Genomic DNA, 19166 nt, shown 5'->3' with positions numbered 1-19166 from the left:
CCATGAACGACCCGGATGTGTTTTCAGCGCTCTCCAATCCGGTGCGCCGGGAGATCCTGATGCAGCTGCGCAAGGGGCCCCGCGCGGTGAACGACCTGGCGAGCGGCTTCGCGCTGGGGCGTCCCGCCGTCTCCGAACACCTCCAGGTGCTCCGCAAGGCGCGGCTGGTCCGTGAGGAGCCCCGGGGACGCGAGCGCTACTATCACCTGGATCCACGTCCGCTGTCGGAGGTGGGCGACTGGCTCCAGGCCTTCACGCACTACTGGAAGCAGCGGCTTGCCGCGCTCGAGGACGTGCTCGACGAGGAGTCACGCGAATGAGTTCCCCCGCAATCATCCAGTTGGACCAGGTGTATGCCCATCCGCCCGCCGCGGTGTGGAGGGCCCTGACGGACCCGGTGCTCCACGCGAAGTGGTGGGCCGCGGGCGACGTGCGCCCCATCGTGGGCCACCGCTTCACGCTCGACATGGGCGCATGGGGCCAGCAGCCGTGCGAGGTGCTGGAGGTGGAGCCGGAGCGGCTGCTCCGCTACCGCTTCGCGGCGGGCACGCTGGACACGCTCATCACCTGGCGGCTCACGCCGGAGGGCAGCGGGACGCGGCTCACCCTCACGCACGAGGGCTTCAACCTGGACTCGCCCATGGGCCGGCAGGCCTTCGAAGGGATGAAGAAGGGCTGGCCCGGGGTGCTGGAGCGACTGGGCCCCGCGCTGGGGGCCTGAGCGCGGACCGCGAGTGCGGGAGCCCGCTCGCCAGCCCCCCGCTGACGCGACCCGTGGACGAGGGGGGCCATCGCGGGTACAAGGCCGCCGGTATGGAGGCCGTTCCCGTGAAGAAGCCCACCCTCGTCACTGAAATCTCGAAGGAGTTCACCTTCGAGGCCGCCCACCGCCTGCCCCACGTTCCTGAAGGGCACAAGTGCTCGCGGGTGCACGGCCACAGCTATCGCATCGAGCTCACCCTCCGTGGCCCGGTGCATCCCCAGTTCGGGTGGATCGTCGACTTCGCGGAGCTCAACGCCGCGTGGCAGCCGTTCCACGCCCAGCTGGACCACCGGCTGCTCAACGACGTGCCCGGCCTGGAGAACCCCACCAGCGAGCTGCTGGCCGCGTGGCTCTTCGAGCGCGTGAAGGTCCCCGGCGCCCAGGTGGCGCGCGTCCGCGTGGCGGAGACCTGCACGTCGTCGTGCACCGTCTACGCCGCGGAGGACTGACGCGCCCTCAGCGCTCCACCTGTCCCAGATTGGCGTGGAGGACCGCGCCATTCAGGACGGGGGTGGTGGCGCAGGTGTAGAGGACGTCCGCGATCTCGGCGGGTTCGATGAGCCGGCCGAACGTCGTCATCCCCGCCACGCTTGCGCGGACGGCCGTATCCCCGCCGATGTGCTCGCGGAGCATCTCCGTGTCGGTGAAGCCCGGACAGACGCAGGCGGTGTGCACGCGCGTCCCCGCCAGGTCCTGGCAGGTGGCGCGCATCATCCCGACGAGCGCGTGCTTGGTCGTCACGTAGGACGCCACGCCCTTCACGCCCTTCTCCGCCAGCGTGGAGCCCACGTAGAGGATGGACGAGCCGTCCGTCAGCCGGGGCCGCGCCAGGCGGTTGAGCACCAGCGGGGCGACGACGTTGACCTCCAGCACGCGGCGCAGGTGGTCCGCGTCCATGCTCAGCGCGTCGTCGTGCTCGTAGAGGGCGGCGTTGTGCACCAGGCACAGGCGGCCGCCGGAGGGGCCGTCGCGCAGCGCCGCTTCGACCGCGCCCTCCCAGCCCGGCACGGAGAGGTCCACCCGCACGTTGACGACGTCCGGCACGGTGCACGGGCCGCGCGACACGTTCACCACGCGCCAGCCCTCCTTGAGGAAGCGCTCCGCCGCGGCCCGTCCGATGCCCCGGCTGGCGCCGGTGATGAGGAGCTGGTCAGACATCCCGCGTCCACTCCCAGGAGGCCCACTGTCCGGGCCCTGAAGCGCACTTCACCAGCAGGTGCGTGACATGGTCGCGCGCCATCCCGCCGCCATCCCCCACCAGCGCCTCGCCGAAGACGCGCGCCAGCTCCTCCAGCGACACGTTGGCCACGGGCAACACCGTCACGTCGCGGGCGAGGAAGCGCAGCTGCTCGCCGTTGAAGTGCGCCACGTAATCGCCCTTCGCGTCGCGCTCCAGCCGCAGGTGCGGGGAGCGGCCAGGCAGGAAGAAGGTCTCGTTCCAGGCCTTGCAGCGGGCGATCACCGCCTGCTTGAGCGGACCGTAGTCCGAGAGCAGACCGTCGTCGGACACCTCCCCCGTCAGGGCGACGTAGACGGAGAAGTTGTGCCCATGCAGGTTCTCGCGGTGCGTGGCGGAGAAGATGGTGAAGTGCCCCGCGGAGAACTTCATCTCTTCCTTGTGCAACTCAAGGGTCGTGGTGCGCGCCATGGGATGGCCCAGGGCTTAGCACCAAGGGCCGAGGCCGGACTAGAAGAGGAAGTCCGTGGTGAGGAAATCGGACTCACGCCGGGTCAGGATGGATTGGACCAGGGACGTGTTGGCCGGCGTCGTCTTCGTCGCCACCAGCGTGCGGATGGAGAACACCCGAAGCGCGTCCGCGACCGACAGGGTGCCCTCCGCGGAGTCCTTGCGGCCGTTGAACGGGAACGTGTCCGGGCCACGCTGGCACTGGCAGTTCAGGTTGATGCGGCCCACCTGGTTGGAGAACGCGTCGATGAACCGGCCGATGCGCGCCGGGTCGTTCCCGAACAGGCTCAGCTGCTGGCCGAACTGCGACTCCACCACCAGCCGGACGGCCTCCGCGTCGTCGTCGAACACCCGCACCGGAATCACCGGCCCGAACTGCTCCTCGTGCGCCAGCCGCATGCCGTCCGTCACCGGGTACACCACGGTGGGTGAATAGAACGACCGGGCCGCCTGACCGCCCGTCTGGTTCACCACGCGGGCCCCCTTCGCCAGCGCGTCGTCCACCAGCCCCTGGAGGTACGCCGCCTTGCCCGGCTCCGGCAGCGGCGTGATGGCGACGCCCGGGTCCCACGGCATGCCGGGCTTGAGCGCGTCCACCGCGGCGGTGAACTTCGCGAGGAACGCGTCCACGATGTTGCGGTGCACCACCAGCAGCTTGAGCGCCGTGCACCGCTGGCCGTTGAAGGACAGCGTGCCGGTGATGCACTCCTTCACGGCGTTCTCCAGGTCCGCGTCCTCCAGGATGATGGCCGGGTTCTTCGCGTCCAGCCCCAGCACCGACTTCAGGCGGTGTGGCCGGGGGTGCATCCGCTTCAGCTCGCTGGCGCCCTTGTTGGTGCCGATGAAGGCGAACAGGTCCACCTGGCCGCTCTCCATCAGCGCGCCCACCGTCTCCCGGCCGCGGCCGTAGATGATGTTGATGACGCCCGGTGGGAAGCAGTCGCGGAACGCCTCCAGGAGGGGGCGCACCAGCAGCACGCCGAACTTCGCCGGCTTGAACACCACCGTGTTGCCCATCAGCAGCGCGGGGAAGAGCGTGCTGAAGGTCTCGTTGAGCGGGTAGTTGTACGGACCCATGCACAGGGCCACGCCCACGGGCGCCCGGCGGATCTGCGCCATGATGCCCTGGTCCTGGACGAACCGGGACGAGGTGCGATCCAACTCCTTCAGCGCGCGGACGGTCTCCACGATGAGGTCGACGGTGCGGTCGAACTCCTTCTCCGAGTCCGGCTGCGTCTTGCCAATCTCCCACATCAGCAGGTTCACCACCGCCGTGCGCTGGGCGCGCATCGCGGTGAGGAAGCGCTCCACGTGCTCGATGCGCTCGGCGACCTTCAGGGTGGGCCACACGCCCCGGCCCAAGTCGTAGGCCTTCACCGCCGCCGCCAGGGCGTCCAGGGATTCGCGCGAGGTGAGCAGCGGGGTCGCCCCCATCACCTTCTGCTGGAGCCCCTCCGGAGTCCGGACGAACACGGGGCTCAGCACGGGGTTGAGTTCACCCGCCCAGGTGCGCAGTTCTCCCCCCACCAGGTACTCGCGCTGCTCCAGATACGCGGGGAGCCGCACACCGGGGGGAATCTGCTCTTCTGCGGGAAAGAGCCTCTCGAGTGCCGTCATGGGCGCCCTTTCTAACGAAGCCGTCCTCGACCGGCACGGTTTCCCGTCATGATGAAATCATGATGAGGAGACAAGGCTCCCATGCGCTTCGATGCGGGGCGCATCCGGATGATGTCCCCACCCTGATGCCTCAGAGGTGGCCCATGACGAAGCGCGTCCTGCGATGTTCCCTGTCCCTGCTCCTGCTGCTGTTCGCCATGCCCGCGCTGGCCGGGCCCGACACCGTCACCCTTGGGAACAGCGTCATCACCGGCACGGTCATCGACGCCACCACCAAGAGGCCCCTCGCCAGCGTGGTCATCACCGTGACCTCGACAGCCCTGACGGAGGAGCAGACAGCGGTCACGGACTCGCTGGGCTACTACCACGTCCCCGGACTCCCCATGGGGGCCTTCATCCTGCGCTTCGAGAAGGAGGGCTACAAGCCGCACACGCGCTCGGAGGTCTCGCTGGTCATGAACCACACCGTCTGGGTGAACGTGGGGCTGCTCCCGGTTGGCGTCTCGAAAGGGATGGAGGCCTCGGCGTCCGCGCCCACCACCGACGTGGGCGCCTCGAACATGAACGCGAACGTCGACCAGGAGCTCATCAAGCGCATCGCGGCGGCGCGGCCCGCCGAGGAGAAGGTCGAGTCCGGCTACGTCTTGGACGGCCTGAGCACGCGTGACCCCGGATTCGGAGTCAATCCCAGCACAGCCCCACCCGGCGCCCCTTACGCCGTGAGCAGCCGGAGCAACAGCTCCGAATCCCTGGCCGGGGGCGCCGCGAGCAGCAACAGCGACCGGCAACGTGCACCGTCCTGGGCCCTGCCGTACATGCACATCTTCATCGCGGACGGCACGCCGCAGACGACGTACCGCTCCCCCGAGACCCCGCCGCCCGAGCTCGCGTCGGAGCGCACCGTGGCCCCGAAGGGCCCGCCCTCCTTTGATATGTACTTCAAGGGCTACGGGGTGAACCCCACGGTGGACACCGAGGAGGAGCGCTTCTCCACCTTCTCCGTGGACACGGACACCGCCTCGTATTCGCTGACGCGCGCCTACCTGGAGCGGGGGGCGCTCCCGGACGAGCAGGCCGTGCGCGTGGAGGAGTTCGTCAACACCTTCGACTACGGCTACACCAGCGCGAAGGACGCGCCCCTCAGCGTGAACGTGGAGGGCTTCCCCTCCCCCGCGCGCAAGGGCTACCAGGTGGTGCAAATCGGCGTGAAGGCCCGGAACGTGAGCCGTGCCCAGCGCAAACCCAGCCACCTGGTCTTCGTCATCGACGTGTCCAGCTCCATGGACCTGGAGAGCCGGCTGGGCTTGGTGAAGCGCTCCCTGCGGCTGCTGGTGGATGCGCTGGATGAGCGGGACCGGGTGTCGCTCGTGGTGTACGGCAGCGAGGCACGCCAGGTGCTGCCGCCCACCAGCGCCACTCAGAAGGCGCTCATCCTCACCGCCATCGACACGCTCCAGCCGGAGGGCTCCACCCACGCGCAGGCCGGCCTGGAGCTGGGCTACGCGCTGGCGGCGAAACACCTGCTGGAGGGAGGCATCAACCGCGTCATCCTCTGCTCGGACGGCGTGGCCAACAACGGCATCACGCAGGCGGACGGCATCTGGGAGCGCGTGAAGGAGCGCGCGGCGGCGGGCATCACCCTGTCCGCGGTGGGCTTCGGCATGGGCAACTACAACGACGTGCTGATGGAGCGGCTGGCCCAGGTGGGTGAGGGCAACTACGCCTATGTGGACAGGCTGGAGGAGGCCCGCCGCATCTTCGTGCAGAACCTCACCGGCACGCTCCAGGTGGTGGCCAAGGACGTGAAGCTCCAGGTGGAGTTCGACCGCAAGGCCGTGTCCCGCTACCGCCTCATCGGCTACGAGAACCGGATGCTCACCCGGCAGCAGTTCAACGACGACCGCGTGGACGCGGGCGAGGTGGGCGCCGGCCATGCCGTCACCGCCCTCTACGAAGTGAAGCTGCGCGACCCCGCCCAGCCGTCCCTCGGCACGCTGCGCATCCGCTACAAGGCCCCCGAGGGCGGCGGCTCCAAGCTCATCGAGAAGGCGCTGCTCGCATCCCTCCTGCGCCCGGCCTATGCGCAGGCCGCGCCCCCCACCCGCTTGTCGTATGTCGCGGCGGCCTTCGCGGAGAAGCTGCGCGGCTCCTACTGGGCGCGGCCCCTCACCTACGACGCGCTCGTGTCGCTGTGGGAGGAGCTGGGCCCGCCGCTGAAGGCCCGGCAGGACGTGGCGGAGCTGGGCGAGCTCATCCGCCAGGCCCGGACGCTGGACCGCCGTGAGGACCGCTTCGAGTCCATCTCGCCCGTGCGCACCATGGACGCCGACCGCGTCCCGAACCTCAAGTAAGGCCCCTCCGGATGATGCGCAGGCTGCTGCCCACCCTCGCCGCACTCGTGCTCGGCCTCGCCGGACTTGGGGTCGGCCTGGGCTATCTCCACCGCATCTTCACCGCCGAGCGCGAGGACGCGCGGGCCACGCTCCAAGCCCGGCGCGAGGCACTGGAGCAGTACGCCCGCGCGTCGCTGGGGCAGGCCCTGCACGAGGGGCTGGAGGGCGCGCGCGCCATCCTTCAGGCGGCGAAGGCGGACCCGCTGATGGCGGCCCCGGGCCTCTACCTGCGCGAGAAGGAGGAGCAGCTGCTGCCCCGGCTCGCCCTCTTCGACACGGCGGGGGATGCCCCCGCGAAGGAGCGCTACGTCCGGCTGCGCGCCGGCACGGAGACCGCGGAGGAGGACGAGGGACCGTGGCGGGAGCGGCTGGAGCGGATGGCCCTGGTGGAGCGGGCGCTGGCCACGAAGGACCGCCGGGCCACCCTGCTGGCGCTGAGGGCCCTGCTCGACCACCGCGCCCGCTTCCTGCTCGCGTCCACGCGCGACCTGCCCTCGCTGCTGGTGGTGCTGGAGGACGTGGCGGCGCGAGGCGACGCGGTGCCCGACCTGATGCGGGCCCTGGTGCGCGACGGCCTCCTGGAAGGACAAGGCGCTGGACGGATGGAGGGCTTGCAGCGGCTGCTGCTGCTCAAGCGCTCGCGCCTCACGCGCGAGGACTTCGACTTCCTGCGAGACCGGGTGACGGAGCTCTCCACCCGCGTGGGCGCGCCGGTGGCGGACTTCGAAGCGCGCTCGCGGGAGCTGGCCGCCTCCGCGCTGCCGCTGCCCGGCGACCTCCCGGAGCCGGTGCTGGTGCGCTCCGGCTGGTACCTGGAGCCGGTCGCGGAGGGCGACACCCGCGGGATGACCCTGGACCTCCCCGGGCTCATGGAGGGCCTCACCCGGGAGATGCGCGAGCGCGGCCTCCTGGAAGCGGACGGACGCGTGACCCTGCTGGGCGACGCGCCGGTGATGGCGCTCACGTCGCTGCCGGTGGTGGTGGAGTCGTCCACCTGGGCCCGGGGGGAAGCCGCGCTGGAGAGCCGCTATCGGCTCAAGTCGCTGATGCTGACCCTGTGCGCGGCGCTGGCCCTCACCATCGCGGCGCTGGCCTTCGTGGCGCAGCACCGCAAGTACCGCTTCCTGGAGCTGAAGAGCGACTTCGTGGCCACGGTGTCGCACGAGCTGCGCACGCCGCTGGCCTCCATCCGCCTGCTCGCGGAGACGCTGGAGTGGCGGGTGGCGGAGGGCGCGGACGCGAAGGACTACCCCGCGCGCATCATCCGCGAGGCGGACGCCCTGGGCTTCCTGGTGGAGAACCTGCTGTCCTTCAACCGCATCGACAAGGGCCGCTGGGTGCCGAAGCTCGCGCCCGTGCGGCTGGACGAGCTGGTGTCGGGCCTGCGCCGCGACCTGGAGGCCAGCGCCCCGATGCCCGTGGAGCTGACGGCGGACGTGGACACGCGCGAGCTGAACGCGGACGCGCAGCTCTTGCGGTTGCTGCTGGCGAACCTGGCCCGCAACGCGTGCGCGTACAACGAGCGGAGCCCCGTGCGCCTGCACGTGGCGACGCTGCCGCGAGGGCGCGTGCGCTTCACGGACAACGGCACCGGCATCCCGAGGGCGGAGTGGGAGCGCGTCTTCGGAGAGTTCCACCGGCTGTCCGGCCAGGGAGGCCGCGAGGTCCCTGGCAGCGGGCTGGGGCTCGCGCTGTGCCGGAGGATCGCCCGGCTGCATGGGGGAGCGCTGCGCGTGGCGGACTCCAGCCCCGAAGGCACCACGTTCGAGCTGACCCTTCCTGAATACCCACCCGGAGAGCGAAACCCCGCATGAACCCTTCCGCCCCCGCGGTCCTCGTCGTGGAGGACGATCCAAACCTGCGGCTCGCGCTGCGCGACAACCTGGAGCACCAGGGTGGCTACTCGGTGCAGGAGGCCGCCACGGTGAAGGAGGCGCGCGAGCAGCTGACCCGCCGCGACTTCCAGCTCATCCTCCTGGACGTGATGCTGCCGGATGGCGACGGGTACGCGCTCTGCCGCGCGCTGCGCGAGGAGGGCCTGGGCATCCCGGTGCTGATGCTCACCGCGCGCACGCTGGAGGAGGACGTGGTGCGCGGCTTCGAGTCCGGCGCGCAGGACTACCTGGGCAAGCCCTACCGGCTGCGCGAGCTGCTGGCGCGCGTGGGCGCGCACCTGAAGCGCGGGGGCGTGGCGCAGGCGAAGCACCTGCGCTTCGCGGGCTACAGCGTGGACCTGGACCGGCGGCGGGTGGAGTCGCCGGAGGGCGCGGAGGTGGAGCTGACGCGCAAGGAGTTCGACCTGCTGGCCTTCTTCATCCGTGAGCGCGAGCGGGCCCTCCCGCGCGATCAGATCCTGGATGCCGTGTGGGGCACGGACGTGGTGGTGGATCCCCACACGGTGGACAACTTCGTCTCCAGCCTGAAGCGCAAGCTCAAGTGGACCCCCGCGTCCCGCTTCTCCATCCAGACGGTGCGCGGCGTGGGCTACCGGATGGAGGTGGAGCGAGCCTCCTGAGGTCCGGCCGCGCGGCTTGTCACGGCTCCGGGGGCGGGAAAGACTGGCCGCATGGCCTCCGCCCGCCGCGTCCTCGTCCCGCTGCCCGACCATGACTTCGACGTCACCGAGGTGGCCGTGCCCTGGCGCATGCTCACCGACGCGGGCCACGAGGTGGTGTTCGCCACGGAGCGAGGCCACATGCCCGCCGCGGATCCCCTGCTGCTCACCGGGGTGCTCTTCGGGAAGCTGGGCGCGGCTCCAGAGCCCCGGCGCTTCTATGGCGACCTCACCCGGACGGAGGGCTTCCAGAAGCCCCTCGCCTGGGACGCGGTGACGCCGTCGGACTTCGACGCGCTCCTGCTGCCCGGAGGCCACGCGCCGGGCATGCGGCAGTACCTGGGCAGCGCGGCGCTCCAGGCGAAGGTGGCCGCGTTCTGGGCGCTCCAGCGGCCCGTCGCGGCCATCTGCCACGGCGTGCTGGTGCTCGCGCGGGCCAAGGACCCCGCCACGGGCCAGAGCGTGCTCCATGGCGCGCGCACCACGTGCCTGCCCAGGTACATGGAGCGCTCCGCGTACCTGCTGACGGCCTGGAAGCTGGGGCGCTACTACCGCACCTACCCCGCCTACGTGGAGGAGGAGGTCGTCGCCGCGCTCGCGGACCCGGGCCACTTCCAGCGCGGCCCCCGCGTCCTGTCGAAGCGGGGCACCGCGACGGACCACGCGCCCGCCTTCGTGGTGGAGGACGGCCGCTACGTGTCCGCCCGCTGGCCGGGCGACGCGTACCTCTTCACGGAGCGCTTCCTGACGCGCCTATGAGCCGCGCCTGGAGCGGAGCCCGGGTCAGGTCTCCCGAGGCGTGGGCTGGTTGCGCCAGATGATCAACACCTGGTTGATGGTGTTGACCCACCGGCGCGCCGCCGCCGCGTCCTCGTGGATGGCGTCCTTCATCAGCTTGAAGACGAAGTCGTTGCCATCATGGAGGAGCAGCCGGATGCCGTCGCCCTTCCAGAAGCTCTCCCGCACCTCCGCGCGGTCGATGTCCTTGAGGTAGTAGTTGAAGAGGAGGGTGCCGTCGGCGTCCTCGGCGAAGATGCGCCGGCTGGTCATCGTCGCCAGATAGGTGCCGTAGAGCGTGTCGTCGGCCCTGCGCGTCGACACCAGCGACTGCAACTGGATGTCTTCCTTGGGTGCCAGCTGGACCTTGGACTTCATTTCTCCCCCTTCTCGCTGCTGCCGGACTCGAACAGCAGTCCTTCCTTGTACAGCTCCGTATAGCCACACGAGTCACACACCGCGGCGAACAGGGTGAGGACCTCCGGTTTCCCGAAGCCCGCATCCGGCTTCAGGTGGAAGCGGCTGAGGGGCATGTTGAGCAGGGTGTCCGGGCAGTTGACGCACAGGAGCGTCTTCGAGCCCGGCTGGGTGGGATGGGCGCGGATGGGCATGGCGCTCAGTCCTCGGTGAGCTTGTTGTGACCCCGGGGCGTGGTCTGGTTCACCTTGTCCCGCGCCGCCTGGTCCTTCATCCGCGCGATGTCCTTCTGCGTCTGCTCGTGGCGGTTGGCGTCGTCGCGGTCGTAGGCATCGTCGATGACGTTCCCCAACCCACGCCCCACCGTCGCGGCCCCCTTGATGGCCGTCCCGACCCCGGCCACGACCTTTCCCGCCCCCGGGTACACGAAGTCCGCGACAGGCGCCGCGTAGCCCACGTTCCGCCCAATCTTGCCAATGACGTCGTAGGTCTTGTCCCGCTGCTGCTGGTGCGGCTGCCGCGCGTCCCCCACCGCCTCGATGCCGCCCAGCGGGGCCTCTTCATCCTCGGAAGGCTCCTCGGAGCCAGACGCGCCGAAGGGGTCCTCCTCCGGAGGACGCCCGGACTGGTTCCCCCCGAAGAATCCCCCTCCATCATCCGGCGGCATCACGGCCTTGATCTGCGGCTCTGGCCGGGCGCCGGGCCTGTGGATGCGCGGCTGCGCGCCTTCCACCTGAGCCCCGTTGGACGGCGAATCCTCTTCGTCGAAAAAGCCAGACATGTTTCCCCCTCATGGGATTATTCCCACGGCGCTGCACGCGGAATCCTGGGCCAGTCCATGCGACACCGTCAAGGCAGCGAACGGGACTGAACCCAGCAGGTCCTCCGCGAGCCAGGCAACCCCAAAGGGAGCCAGCGCATCTCCACCGCGACCACTTAACAGACTAATCTTTGATTGCTCGTTTTGCTGCGTTCTGTCTTATGGTCCTGGCGCCTCGATTCACGGGAGAGCGCGTCATGACCAACACGCTGATGTTCCGCTGTCTGTCGTTGCTGGGGATGGTGGGTGCGGTGGGGGGCTGTTCGGGACCGGAGATGGGTGGAGAGCCCCCGGAGGCGACCGGGCGGGTGGAGAGCCCCGCCATCGTGTCGACCATCACGGAGGGGGACTACGTCATCCGCTCCGCGCGGACGAACAAGTGCATCGACGTGGCCTCATCCAGCACGGCGGACGGCGCCACGGTGCAGCAGTGGGACTGCAATGGCACCAATGCCCAGAAGTTCCACATCTCGCCCACGTCGGGCGGGTACTTCAAGATCATCAACGTCAACAGCGGCAAGGGGCTGGACATCAAGGAGGTCAGCACCGCGGAGAACGCCCTCGTCCATCAGTGGAGCTACGTCGGCGGCAACAACCAGCAGTTCCGGTTCGTGAACCGGGGCGGCACGCAGTTCAGCTTCCACCCCCGTCACACGGACATGGCGGTGGACCTGTCGTGGGGCTCCCCGGACAACGGCACGCTGCTGGTCCAGTACCCCTACCAGGACCGGGACAACCAGCGCTGGACGTTCGACCTGGTCTCCGGCGGTGGCGGAGGAGGCGGTGGCTCGGGCTTCGCGGGCATCCTCACCCGCGACACGTTCAACGCCATGTTCCCCAGCCGCAACGGCTTCTATACCTACGACGCGCTGATCGCCGCCGCCGCGGGCTTCCCGGGGCTCGCGACCACGGGGGACACCGACACGCGCAAGCGCGAGGTGGCCGCGTTCCTGGCCAACGTGTCGCATGAGACGGGCGGGCTCGTGTACATCGAGGAGATCAACAAGGCGGACTATTGCGACACGTCGTGGGGTCCGCCGGGCTGCGGCTGCGCGCCGGGCAAGCGGTACTACGGGCGCGGTCCCATGCAGCTGTCGTGGAACGGCAACTACTGCGCGGCGGGCAACGCGCTGGGCCTGCCGCTCCAGGCGAACCCGGACCTGCTCGCGCAGGACGCGAACGCCGCGTGGCGCACGGGGTTCTGGTTCTGGACCACGCAGACGGGCGCCGGCTCCATGACGGCCCACAACGCCATCGTGAACGGCGCGGGCTTCGGTGAGACCATCCGCACCATCAACGGCTCGCTGGAGTGCAACGGCCGCAACCCCACGCAGGTGAAGAGCCGCGTCGACGCGTACAAGAACTTCTGCGCCCTGCTCGGCGTGAGCCCCGGCAACAACCTGGAGTGCTGACCCCGGCGCGCGCCGGGGTCGCGGGTCCTCCTGCCGCCCCGGTGCGGCCCCAGGGTCAGGGAATCTGACCCAGCACCTCGAACAGGGCCTCGCGCGTCGGCCCCGAAGCGTCGCGGACCACCGTCTCCAGCATCCCCTTCGCCCGGCCCAGCTGGGACGGATCCGCCTCCTCCAGCGCGGCCACCGCGGCCTCCTGGAGCTCGCGCGACGCGGCCGGCCCCAGCTGCCCCCTCAGCAGGAAGAGGGCCTCCGCCGACGGTGCTCCCGAGCGCACCAGCGCCACGGCCGCACGGGCCGCCACGAAGGCGCTCTCATCCCGGAGGTGCTCGCGCAGCGCCGCGACCGCCACCGGCGACAGGGGCCCCGTCAGCCCCAGCAGCGACGCCGCCTCCTGGCGGATGGGCGGCTCCGGCGCGCTCAGCGTGCGCAGCAGCGCTGGCTCCAACCCCTCCAGCACCGGCGCGGGCCGCGCCTCGCCTTCCATCGCCTCCAACAAGCCGCGCAGCGACACCAGGGACAGGTAGAGGCGAGCCCCCTCCGTCTTGCGCACCTGCTCCAGCAGCCGGGGCGCGGTCCTCTCAGGAGCCAGGGGCGCGAGCGCCGCCAGGGACTCCAGCGCGGAGAGGGCCACCGGCTCCTCGTCCTCCAGCAGGGTCAGCAACCCAGGCAGCAGGGGCAGAGCGGCCCGCCCCACCCGCCCCACGACGCGCGCCATCGCGCTGCGGACCGGGGCGCTGGGGTGCTGGAACATCCCGCCCAGCACGGCGAGCTGGGACGCATCCACCCGGCACACCAGCGAGAGCACCGCCGCAGCGTTCTCCAGCTCCGGCGTCTCGGCCTCCATCCGCGTCAGCGCGGTCAGCACGCTCTGGACGGCGAGCGCGGTGAGGCCCGCCTGGGGAGGCCACCAGCCGCGCTGCAGCAGGAACAGCAAGGGCTCGGCCAGCTTCGTTCCGGGCCGCCCCAGCTCCTCCAACAAGGCCCGGGCCGCCCGCTCACGCGACGCCGCGTCTCCGGACGCCAGCGCCTCCTCCAGCGCGGACAGCGCTTCCTCCCGCGCTCCGCCATCGCGGGAGGACAGCCGGGGAATCCACTCCTCCGCCGTGCGGACACGGCCCCTGTCGCGCTCCGAAGACATGCCCTCGAAGGTAGCAACATCGGGGAGCGGCGGCGCTACGGAGAGGCCTCGGTGACGCGCCCGTCCGCGTCCACGTCGAAGTGGAGCGTTCCCCGGTTCTTGCCCACCACGAACAGCGCGTAGCGTCCCCCGGCCTGGAGCGCCCGGGGCTCCTCGACCACGGCGAAGCCGCTCGGCGCCTCGCCGTACGTCAGGGCCCCCACGCTGGCCAGGTCGCCGAACGGTTCGGCCCGCAGCTGCCAGTAGACCGCCCCCGCCCGGTCCAGCACCTGGACGGTGTTGTAGCGGGGGCGGTCCGCGTGCTCCGGATCCTCCACCTGGAACCGGGGAGCGGGCAGTTTCTGCGCGCCGTCCGCGAGGGACACCTGGAGGACCGGACGGCACGCGGTGAGGACGAGCAGCAGGAGGCCCCAGAGCCAACCCGGCGGAACGAAGCGCGGCGACCTCATGGGCTAGGGGGCTCCTTGTCCGGCGCGGACCTGCGCGATGGCGGCGTTGATCTGCGCCGTGTAGTCCTTGCCATTGTAGTGGAAGCCGGCGGCCGGGTTGGCGAAGTAGCCGGCGAGCTGGGCCTGCTGAAGGAACTCCGCCTGCTGCTCCGGGTTCAGCTCGCTCCAGGCCTTGCCCGCGTCCAGGCCCTTCTCGAAGTCGTAGCCGTCCCCGAGGTACTGGGCGACCAGCGCCTCGCTCATGTAGTCCGTGCCGCCGTTCTGGTGCTGCCAGACGTGCGCCGACTCGTGCACCAGCAGGTCCGGCGTCAGGGGCAGGTTGTCCGGCGGGATGTAGATGGTGTTGCCATGGGTGAACGCGCGGCCGGTGGTGCTGAACAGCCCGGAGCTGCCCTCCTTGATGCGCATCTGCGAGTAGTCGATGGAGTCCCCGTACACGCTCTTCAGCGTGGCGATCTCACTGTCGCTCAGCTTGCGTGCCGGCGGCTCCAGGCCAATCAGCGTCTGGATGGCGCTGACGCCGCGGCCGGCCATCATCAAGATGGCGTCCACGGGGGTCTGCACGACGGTCTTCAGCAGGCCCAGGCCCATCTGCTTGAAGCCCTCGCCGAACTTGCCCTGGAACAGCTTGCCGATGCCGCCGAGGAAGGTGCCCACCCCTTCCCCGATGTTGCGGAACGCGCCCACGACGGTGCTGACCGCGCCTGACAGCAGGCTGCGCACGCCGTCACCCACGCGCGTGGCCACCGTCTTCACGCCGCTCCAGACCGTCTTCGCCGCGGACCCCACCCAGTTCGCCGCGGTCGTCACCGCGCCACCCACCGCCTTCGCCGCGGTCGTCACGGCACCGCCCACGGCCTTGGCCGCCGTGGTGACAGCCCCGCCCACCGCCTTCGCCGCGGTCGTCACGGCACCGCCCACGGCCTTGGCCGCCGTGGTGACGGCGTTGCCCACGGCCTTGGCCGCGTCACCCAGGGCCTTGAAGGGATTCCAGAACTCGACCTCCTTGTCCTTGCCGTCGATGTGGATGATGCCCTTGTCATTCTCCGCGCGGATGTCCGCGATCTGCTTCGGCGACAGCTTCTCCCCGGACAGGATGCGCCGGAACAGCTCGCCCTCGTCGCCCGCGGCGTCCTCGGTGTTGAGCTTCGTGTCCAGGTGGTGGCCCGCCTCCTCCACGTAGGTGGAGGCCGCCAGCGCCGGGTCCAGGGACGCGTTGATGAGCACCGTGCCGGACTCCGCGTCGTAGGCGCCGTTGGCCCCGTTCAGCGTCTCGGCGGGCACCGTCCGCACCGGCGGCAGCCAGCCGAAGTCTCCCTTCAGGGCCTGCTGCCGGAACTGCTCGGCCTTGGCGGAGTCATAGCCCTCGCCGTAGACCGTCTTCATCGTCTCGTGGAACCCCTGCTTGTCCGCCGCCAGCGCCCCGAACTCGCGCTTGAACGTGGACGTCACGTCCGGCTGCTTGGAGATGAAGGCGCTCTGCTCGGAGAACCCCGCCCGGCGCGCCGCCGCCTCCGGTGCGCGCGGCGGCGTTCCCCTCGCCGCGCTCCCCTGCGCCGTGCCCGAAGGCTGACCGCCCGCCGTGAGCGCCTTGCGAGGCTCCTGCGGCGGGACCCTGGTTTGAATCCGCATCGTCATATGTCCCCCTCGATGAAGCATGTTCAATCAGGACTCACAGTAAACACTGACGGACAATGGGTGACATACGACAACTGACCGATGCGGCCTCAGACCTGCGCCATCTGGATGAGGTTGCCGCAGGTGTCCTCGAACACGACGGCGGTGATGGGTCCCATGGCCGTGGGCTTGCCCCGGAACACCACCCCGAGCTTCAGCATGCGCTCATATTCCGCCTGGCAGTCCTCGACGCCGAACGACGCCGCGGGGATGCCCGCGTCGAACAGCGCCTTCTGGTAGACGCGCGCGGGCGCGAAGCCCATGGGCTCCAGGAGGAGCTGGGTGCCCTCCGTCGCGTCCGGCGCGACGACGGTCAGCCACCGGTACTCCCCCACGGGGACGTCCACCTTCATCACGAAGCCCAGGACCTCCGTGTAGAACTTCAGGGCCTTGGCCTGCTCATCCACCATCACGCTCGTCACGTGGATCCGCATCGCATGTCTCCAGGGTCGTGGGTTGCTTCAGTCCAGCCACTGCGCGAAGTGCTTCTCGAACACCGGAGAGGCCGCGTCCACCGCGGCCCAGGTATCCGCCTCCAGCTTCGGGGCGCCTCCCGCGTCCTTTCCGAAGACCTTCAAGAGGTCCGCGTCGATCCACAGACCGTTCATGTTGTGGAACCAGCGGTAGGCCCGGAGGCGCAGGCCCGGCAGGTCGCGCAGGTGCGCATCCCACAAGCCACGGGGCAGCGCGGCCTTCATCAACTCCGAGCCTCGCGCCTCGCGCCGCCGCACGGCCGCCAGCTGTTCCGCATGCGCGGCGAAGCGCGACGGCTCCAGCAGGCCCCGCGTGGCCGCCCAGCCCACGAACAGCGCGGTGCCCACGCTGGAGAAGGGGTCCAGCGCCCGCGCTTCACGCACCTGCAAGGTGATGGTGCGCACCTTGCGCAGGGAGACCACCAGCTCCGTCGTCCCCGTGCTGTCCAGCGGCCGCACCCAGTGCGGCACCGTCAGCGCATCCGTGAGCATGGAGCTGGGACGCAGCTCGGTCGGTGGCCCGAGCTTCTTCGTGATGGCCTCCTCCGTCAGGTCCGTCGCGTCGAGCCCCAGCACGGGCTCCGGGAACTGGGGCCGCACCCACGCCAGCGACAGGTACGGCACGAAGGTGCGGGCCGTCTTCGGAATGGGCGGGAAGGCCTCGTGGAGGACCTCATGCGTGAAGTTCAGCTCCACGCCCGCCTTCGGCGCCTCCAGGTTGATGGAGTCCGTCTGCGGCGTCGTGGACCGGGGCGCCGGCTTGCCCAGGACCTCCTCCGCGTACCTGACGACCTCCGGCGAGTCCGCGCGCTGTCCCAGCAGCGACACCAGCCGGCGCAGCGCCGGCCCCATCGCCTTCACGTCGTCGGTGGGCGTCCCCAGGCCCGCGACGGGCGCCACCTCCGGGGTCGGCGCCTCGCCGTCGAGCCACGCCGAGAAGTCGAAGCGCGGCGCCTTGGGGACCCGAAGGCCCCGGGCCTGGATCCACGCGGCGAGCGCCTCGCGGCCCGAGGACGCGTCGTCGTCATCCAGGTCGTAGATGCCCGTGCTGCCCTCCGACCAGGCGACGAGGAACGCCTCCAGCGAGTCCGCGACGGTGCGCGTCTCCCCTTCGGAGCCCAGCAGCACGACCGCGTTCTTCAGCAGCGCCAGCAGGGACCCATCCGGGAGCTTCAGGAAGGAGAAGCCCGCGGCCTGAAGCCGCTTCGCGTTCTCGGGCGAGTACTCGCTGGGAATCGCATCGAAGCCAAACACGTCGAACCAGCCCAGGGTGCCATGGTCCTGGGTGCCCACGAACGCGCCGACATCGCGGAGCAGCGGGGGGATGGTGTGGCCCTTCGGGGCCTTGGCGATCTGGGTGGTGTATTGGGACATGGAGGCCGGATGCTTCCCCATGCGAACCCTCCCCGTCCACGACGGAAACAGGCCCCCGTGGGGTCATCCATGATGCCCGTCGCCTGCATCCACGCGGACGGCCTCGAGCCCGAGGCGCGCTGTGTTAAAACCGGGTCGCGCCATTCGAGGACCCCATCATGCACGCGCTGGTTCTTGCCCTCTTCTTCGCCTTCCAGGCTCCTGAGCTGAAACAGCCCCCGCGGTACAGCGCCGAGCTCGAGGCCGTGCGCCAACAGGCCGACGCCGCGTTGGACCCCACGGGCGGCAATCCCATCGAGGCGCGGCAGCACATCCAACGACTGCTCAAGGAGGCCCCGGAGAATCCCCAGACACACTTCCTGCTGGGGCGCATGCTCGTGCAGCATGGCGAATACGAGGAGGCCCACCGCGCCATGGAGCGCGCGCTCGAGCTGGGCCTCGACGGGAACGACCGCATCGAGGCCCAGAACTGGCGGGACTCCTTGCAGCGACAGATGGCCGCGTTCGACGAGGCCCAGAGCGCGATGTCCGAGCAGCTCCGGAAGGATCCCAACGACCTCGAGGCGCATAAGGCGCTCGCGCTGTTCGCCTACAGGAAGCGAGACCTCGCGGCCGCCCGGACGCACGCGGCGCGCGTCACCGAGCTGCGGCCCGACGACGGGGACGGCCACGCCCTGCTCGGCGCCATCCTCCTGGACCTGGGCGACGAGGACGGTGCCCGCGAGCAGGCGCGACAGGCCCGCGCCATCGGCGACTCCAACCAGGTGCAGTCCCTCGAGGCCCGCCTCCAGTCGCTGAGCCAGAAGAGGCTCTTCGTCGCCGTGCCCCTCGGACTGGTGGCCGTCCTGGTCCTGGGGCTCGGCGGCTACTGGATGTCCCGCCGCCGCAACCGCCGCGCTTCCAGTGCGGGAGCGGCCTAGGCATTCAGCTCGGCCCCTGGACGAGCACAACGGCACCGCCCAAGCCCCCGAGCCGCCTTCGGCTCAGCGGTGCCGCACGCCGTGCCGGAAGCAGTCCACCGTGTGGTCATCCACGATGCCCGTCGCCTGCATCCACGCGTAGACGATGACCGGCCCCACGAACTTGAAGCCGCGCTGCTTGAAGGCCTTGGAGTACGCCTCCGACAGCTCCGTCTTCGCCGGCACATCCCCCCGGCCCTTCCACGCGTTGCGGAGGGGCTTTCCGCCCGCGAGGTTCCACACGAACGTGGAGAAGTCCTCGCCCTCGTCCTGCATCTTCAAGTAGGCGCGGGCGTTGCCGATGGTCGCTTCGATCTTCGCGCGCGCACGGACGATGCCAGCGTCCCCCATCAGGCGCGTGACGTCCTTCTCCGTGAAGCGCGCCACGACCTTCGGGTCGAAGCCCTTGAACGCCTTCCGGAAGGCCTCGCGCTTGCGCAGGATGACGATCCACGCGAGCCCCGCCTGGAAGCCCTCCAGCATCAACATCTCCCAGAGCGCGCGGCTGTCCCTCACCGGAACGCCCCACTCCTCGTCGTGGTAGGTCTGGTACAGCGGATCACTGCCCACCCACGCGCAACGCTGTTGCATCCGCGCTCCCATGCATTTCGGCCCGCGGCACCGCGGGCGCGCGCCGCAGGGCTACCACAAAGACT

The 19166-nt window shown here is 70.2% G+C and carries 21 protein-coding genes; 9 read left to right on the top strand and 12 right to left on the bottom strand.

Going from position 1 to position 19166, the window contains the following annotated elements:
• The first annotated feature begins 2 nt into the window (after positions 1-2).
• The 3 genes from GTY96_RS02940 (at position 3) to queD (ending at position 1212) form a co-directional block, all read left to right on the top strand.
• The gene (locus GTY96_RS02940) at positions 3-320 is read left to right on the top strand and encodes an ArsR/SmtB family transcription factor (RefSeq protein ID WP_143898291.1); all 318 of its coding nucleotides are present in this window, start codon (positions 3-5) and stop codon (positions 318-320) included.
• Positions 317-721 (top strand): SRPBCC family protein, encoded by a 405-nt coding sequence (locus GTY96_RS02935; protein WP_143898289.1) that lies wholly within the window; start codon positions 317-319, stop codon positions 719-721. The genes GTY96_RS02940 and GTY96_RS02935 overlap by 4 nt, the downstream gene beginning before the upstream one ends.
• A gap of 92 nt (positions 722-813) precedes the next feature.
• Positions 814-1212, top strand: coding sequence for a 6-carboxytetrahydropterin synthase QueD (gene queD / locus GTY96_RS02930; protein WP_143898287.1), 399 nt, complete (start codon positions 814-816; stop codon positions 1210-1212).
• 7 nt (positions 1213-1219) lie between these two features.
• Here the strand turns inward: queD and GTY96_RS02925 are convergent, their stop codons facing one another.
• The 3 genes from GTY96_RS02925 to GTY96_RS02915 are packed head-to-tail and all read right to left on the bottom strand — an operon-like array spanning position 1220 to position 4067.
• Positions 1220-1921: an SDR family NAD(P)-dependent oxidoreductase gene (locus tag GTY96_RS02925; protein ID WP_161663768.1), complete on the bottom strand. Its 702-nt coding sequence runs from the start codon at positions 1919-1921 to the stop codon at positions 1220-1222.
• Entirely contained in the window at positions 1914-2411 is a 498-nt protein-coding gene (locus GTY96_RS02920) for a 6-pyruvoyl trahydropterin synthase family protein (RefSeq protein ID WP_143898283.1), read from the bottom strand. Before GTY96_RS02920 ends, GTY96_RS02925 begins: the two co-directional genes overlap by 8 nt.
• 39 nt (positions 2412-2450) lie before the next feature.
• Complete coding sequence (locus tag GTY96_RS02915; RefSeq protein ID WP_161663767.1) at positions 2451-4067, bottom strand: NADP-dependent glyceraldehyde-3-phosphate dehydrogenase; 1617 nt, start codon at positions 4065-4067, stop codon at positions 2451-2453.
• Between the two features lie 143 nt (positions 4068-4210).
• Here GTY96_RS02915 and GTY96_RS02910 point away from each other — a divergent pair, with 143 nt between their 5' ends.
• Genes GTY96_RS02910 through GTY96_RS02895 form a run of 4 tightly spaced genes read left to right on the top strand, consistent with a single transcriptional unit; the run spans position 4211 to position 9773 of the window.
• The gene (locus tag GTY96_RS02910; protein WP_161663766.1) at positions 4211-6418 is read left to right on the top strand and encodes a YfbK domain-containing protein; all 2208 of its coding nucleotides are present in this window, start codon (positions 4211-4213) and stop codon (positions 6416-6418) included.
• An 11-nt stretch (positions 6419-6429) separates the two neighbouring features.
• Positions 6430-8274 carry a sensor histidine kinase gene (locus GTY96_RS02905; protein ID WP_161663765.1) on the top strand — a complete coding sequence of 615 codons (1845 nt, stop codon included), beginning with the start codon at positions 6430-6432 and terminating at the stop codon, positions 8272-8274.
• A complete protein-coding gene (locus GTY96_RS02900) occupies positions 8271-8975 on the top strand; it encodes a response regulator transcription factor (RefSeq protein WP_143898276.1) in 705 nt (234 codons plus the stop codon). The genes GTY96_RS02905 and GTY96_RS02900 overlap by 4 nt, the downstream gene beginning before the upstream one ends.
• A 51-nt stretch (positions 8976-9026) precedes the next feature.
• On the top strand, positions 9027-9773 hold the full coding sequence (locus tag GTY96_RS02895; RefSeq protein ID WP_143898274.1) for a type 1 glutamine amidotransferase domain-containing protein: 747 nt from the start codon (positions 9027-9029) through the stop codon (positions 9771-9773).
• 24 nt (positions 9774-9797) lie between these two features.
• On the opposite strand, the gene GTY96_RS02890 is transcribed toward GTY96_RS02895, so the two are convergent.
• Genes GTY96_RS02890 through GTY96_RS02880 form a run of 3 tightly spaced genes read right to left on the bottom strand, consistent with a single transcriptional unit; the run spans position 9798 to position 10989 of the window.
• Positions 9798-10169, bottom strand: coding sequence for a hypothetical protein (locus tag GTY96_RS02890; RefSeq protein WP_143898272.1), 372 nt, complete (start codon positions 10167-10169; stop codon positions 9798-9800).
• Positions 10166-10402, bottom strand: a complete 237-nt coding sequence (locus GTY96_RS02885) for a hypothetical protein (RefSeq protein WP_161663764.1) — start codon at positions 10400-10402, stop codon at positions 10166-10168. Before GTY96_RS02885 ends, GTY96_RS02890 begins: the two co-directional genes overlap by 4 nt.
• Positions 10403-10407: 5 nt before the next feature.
• The gene (locus tag GTY96_RS02880) at positions 10408-10989 is read right to left on the bottom strand and encodes a hypothetical protein (protein WP_143898268.1); all 582 of its coding nucleotides are present in this window, start codon (positions 10987-10989) and stop codon (positions 10408-10410) included.
• A 236-nt stretch (positions 10990-11225) separates the two neighbouring features.
• Between GTY96_RS02880 and GTY96_RS02875 the strand changes: the two genes are divergently transcribed.
• Positions 11226-12440 (top strand): glycoside hydrolase family 19 protein, encoded by a 1215-nt coding sequence (locus GTY96_RS02875; protein ID WP_143898266.1) that lies wholly within the window; start codon positions 11226-11228, stop codon positions 12438-12440.
• A gap of 55 nt (positions 12441-12495) precedes the next feature.
• Here the strand turns inward: GTY96_RS02875 and GTY96_RS02870 are convergent, their stop codons facing one another.
• The 5 genes from GTY96_RS02870 to GTY96_RS02850 form a co-directional block, all read right to left on the bottom strand.
• Complete coding sequence (locus GTY96_RS02870; RefSeq protein ID WP_161663763.1) at positions 12496-13578, bottom strand: hypothetical protein; 1083 nt, start codon at positions 13576-13578, stop codon at positions 12496-12498.
• Between the two features lie 35 nt (positions 13579-13613).
• Positions 13614-14027 carry a hypothetical protein gene (locus tag GTY96_RS02865; protein WP_143898260.1) on the bottom strand — a complete coding sequence of 138 codons (414 nt, stop codon included), beginning with the start codon at positions 14025-14027 and terminating at the stop codon, positions 13614-13616.
• A gap of 3 nt (positions 14028-14030) precedes the next feature.
• Complete coding sequence (locus GTY96_RS37095) at positions 14031-15659, bottom strand: hypothetical protein (RefSeq protein WP_143898258.1); 1629 nt, start codon at positions 15657-15659, stop codon at positions 14031-14033.
• Positions 15660-15754: 95 nt separating this feature from the next.
• Positions 15755-16138 carry a VOC family protein gene (locus GTY96_RS02855; RefSeq protein ID WP_143898256.1) on the bottom strand — a complete coding sequence of 128 codons (384 nt, stop codon included), beginning with the start codon at positions 16136-16138 and terminating at the stop codon, positions 15755-15757.
• A gap of 27 nt (positions 16139-16165) precedes the next feature.
• Positions 16166-17572, bottom strand: a complete 1407-nt coding sequence (locus GTY96_RS02850; RefSeq protein ID WP_161663762.1) for a hypothetical protein — start codon at positions 17570-17572, stop codon at positions 16166-16168.
• A gap of 137 nt (positions 17573-17709) precedes the next feature.
• On the opposite strand from GTY96_RS02850, the gene GTY96_RS02845 reads away from it, so the two are divergent.
• Positions 17710-18471 (top strand): tetratricopeptide repeat protein, encoded by a 762-nt coding sequence (locus GTY96_RS02845; protein WP_143898252.1) that lies wholly within the window; start codon positions 17710-17712, stop codon positions 18469-18471.
• 63 nt (positions 18472-18534) lie between these two features.
• On the opposite strand, the gene GTY96_RS02840 is transcribed toward GTY96_RS02845, so the two are convergent.
• A complete protein-coding gene (locus GTY96_RS02840; protein ID WP_143898250.1) occupies positions 18535-19101 on the bottom strand; it encodes a DNA-3-methyladenine glycosylase I in 567 nt (188 codons plus the stop codon).
• Positions 19102-19166 lie beyond the last annotated feature (65 nt).

Origin of the sequence: Corallococcus silvisoli, from assembly GCF_009909145.1 — a bacterium.
Lineage (GTDB): Bacteria > Myxococcota > Myxococcia > Myxococcales > Myxococcaceae > Corallococcus > Corallococcus silvisoli.
Note: the sequence above shows the minus strand (reverse complement) of the source record. Positions and strands in the feature narration are given on the sequence as shown.

What these genes read in the sequence shown, in the direction of transcription:
- GTY96_RS02925 (WP_161663768.1), bottom strand. Translation starts at nt 1,921, where the DNA reads ATGTCTGACCAGCTCCTCATCACCGGCGCCAGCCGGGGCATCGGACGG.
- GTY96_RS02855 (WP_143898256.1), bottom strand. Translation starts at nt 16,138, where the DNA reads ATGCGGATCCACGTGACGAGCGTGATGGTGGATGAGCAGGCCAAGGCC.
- GTY96_RS02915 (WP_161663767.1), bottom strand. Translation starts at nt 4,067, where the DNA reads ATGACGGCACTCGAGAGGCTCTTTCCCGCAGAAGAGCAGATTCCCCCC.
- GTY96_RS02845 (WP_143898252.1), top strand. Translation starts at nt 17,710, where the DNA reads ATGCACGCGCTGGTTCTTGCCCTCTTCTTCGCCTTCCAGGCTCCTGAG.
- GTY96_RS02895 (WP_143898274.1), top strand. Translation starts at nt 9,027, where the DNA reads ATGGCCTCCGCCCGCCGCGTCCTCGTCCCGCTGCCCGACCATGACTTC.
- GTY96_RS02870 (WP_161663763.1), bottom strand. Translation starts at nt 13,578, where the DNA reads ATGTCTTCGGAGCGCGACAGGGGCCGTGTCCGCACGGCGGAGGAGTGG.
- queD (WP_143898287.1), top strand. Translation starts at nt 814, where the DNA reads ATGGAGGCCGTTCCCGTGAAGAAGCCCACCCTCGTCACTGAAATCTCG.
- GTY96_RS02850 (WP_161663762.1), bottom strand. Translation starts at nt 17,572, where the DNA reads ATGGGGAAGCATCCGGCCTCCATGTCCCAATACACCACCCAGATCGCC.
- GTY96_RS02840 (WP_143898250.1), bottom strand. Translation starts at nt 19,101, where the DNA reads ATGCAACAGCGTTGCGCGTGGGTGGGCAGTGATCCGCTGTACCAGACC.
- GTY96_RS02885 (WP_161663764.1), bottom strand. Translation starts at nt 10,402, where the DNA reads ATGCCCATCCGCGCCCATCCCACCCAGCCGGGCTCGAAGACGCTCCTG.
- GTY96_RS02900 (WP_143898276.1), top strand. Translation starts at nt 8,271, where the DNA reads ATGAACCCTTCCGCCCCCGCGGTCCTCGTCGTGGAGGACGATCCAAAC.
- GTY96_RS02920 (WP_143898283.1), bottom strand. Translation starts at nt 2,411, where the DNA reads ATGGCGCGCACCACGACCCTTGAGTTGCACAAGGAAGAGATGAAGTTC.
- GTY96_RS37095 (WP_143898258.1), bottom strand. Translation starts at nt 15,659, where the DNA reads ATGCGGATTCAAACCAGGGTCCCGCCGCAGGAGCCTCGCAAGGCGCTC.
- GTY96_RS02905 (WP_161663765.1), top strand. Translation starts at nt 6,430, where the DNA reads ATGATGCGCAGGCTGCTGCCCACCCTCGCCGCACTCGTGCTCGGCCTC.
- GTY96_RS02880 (WP_143898268.1), bottom strand. Translation starts at nt 10,989, where the DNA reads ATGTCTGGCTTTTTCGACGAAGAGGATTCGCCGTCCAACGGGGCTCAG.
- GTY96_RS02935 (WP_143898289.1), top strand. Translation starts at nt 317, where the DNA reads ATGAGTTCCCCCGCAATCATCCAGTTGGACCAGGTGTATGCCCATCCG.
- GTY96_RS02890 (WP_143898272.1), bottom strand. Translation starts at nt 10,169, where the DNA reads ATGAAGTCCAAGGTCCAGCTGGCACCCAAGGAAGACATCCAGTTGCAG.
- GTY96_RS02875 (WP_143898266.1), top strand. Translation starts at nt 11,226, where the DNA reads ATGACCAACACGCTGATGTTCCGCTGTCTGTCGTTGCTGGGGATGGTG.
- GTY96_RS02910 (WP_161663766.1), top strand. Translation starts at nt 4,211, where the DNA reads ATGACGAAGCGCGTCCTGCGATGTTCCCTGTCCCTGCTCCTGCTGCTG.
- GTY96_RS02865 (WP_143898260.1), bottom strand. Translation starts at nt 14,027, where the DNA reads ATGAGGTCGCCGCGCTTCGTTCCGCCGGGTTGGCTCTGGGGCCTCCTG.
- GTY96_RS02940 (WP_143898291.1), top strand. Translation starts at nt 3, where the DNA reads ATGAACGACCCGGATGTGTTTTCAGCGCTCTCCAATCCGGTGCGCCGG.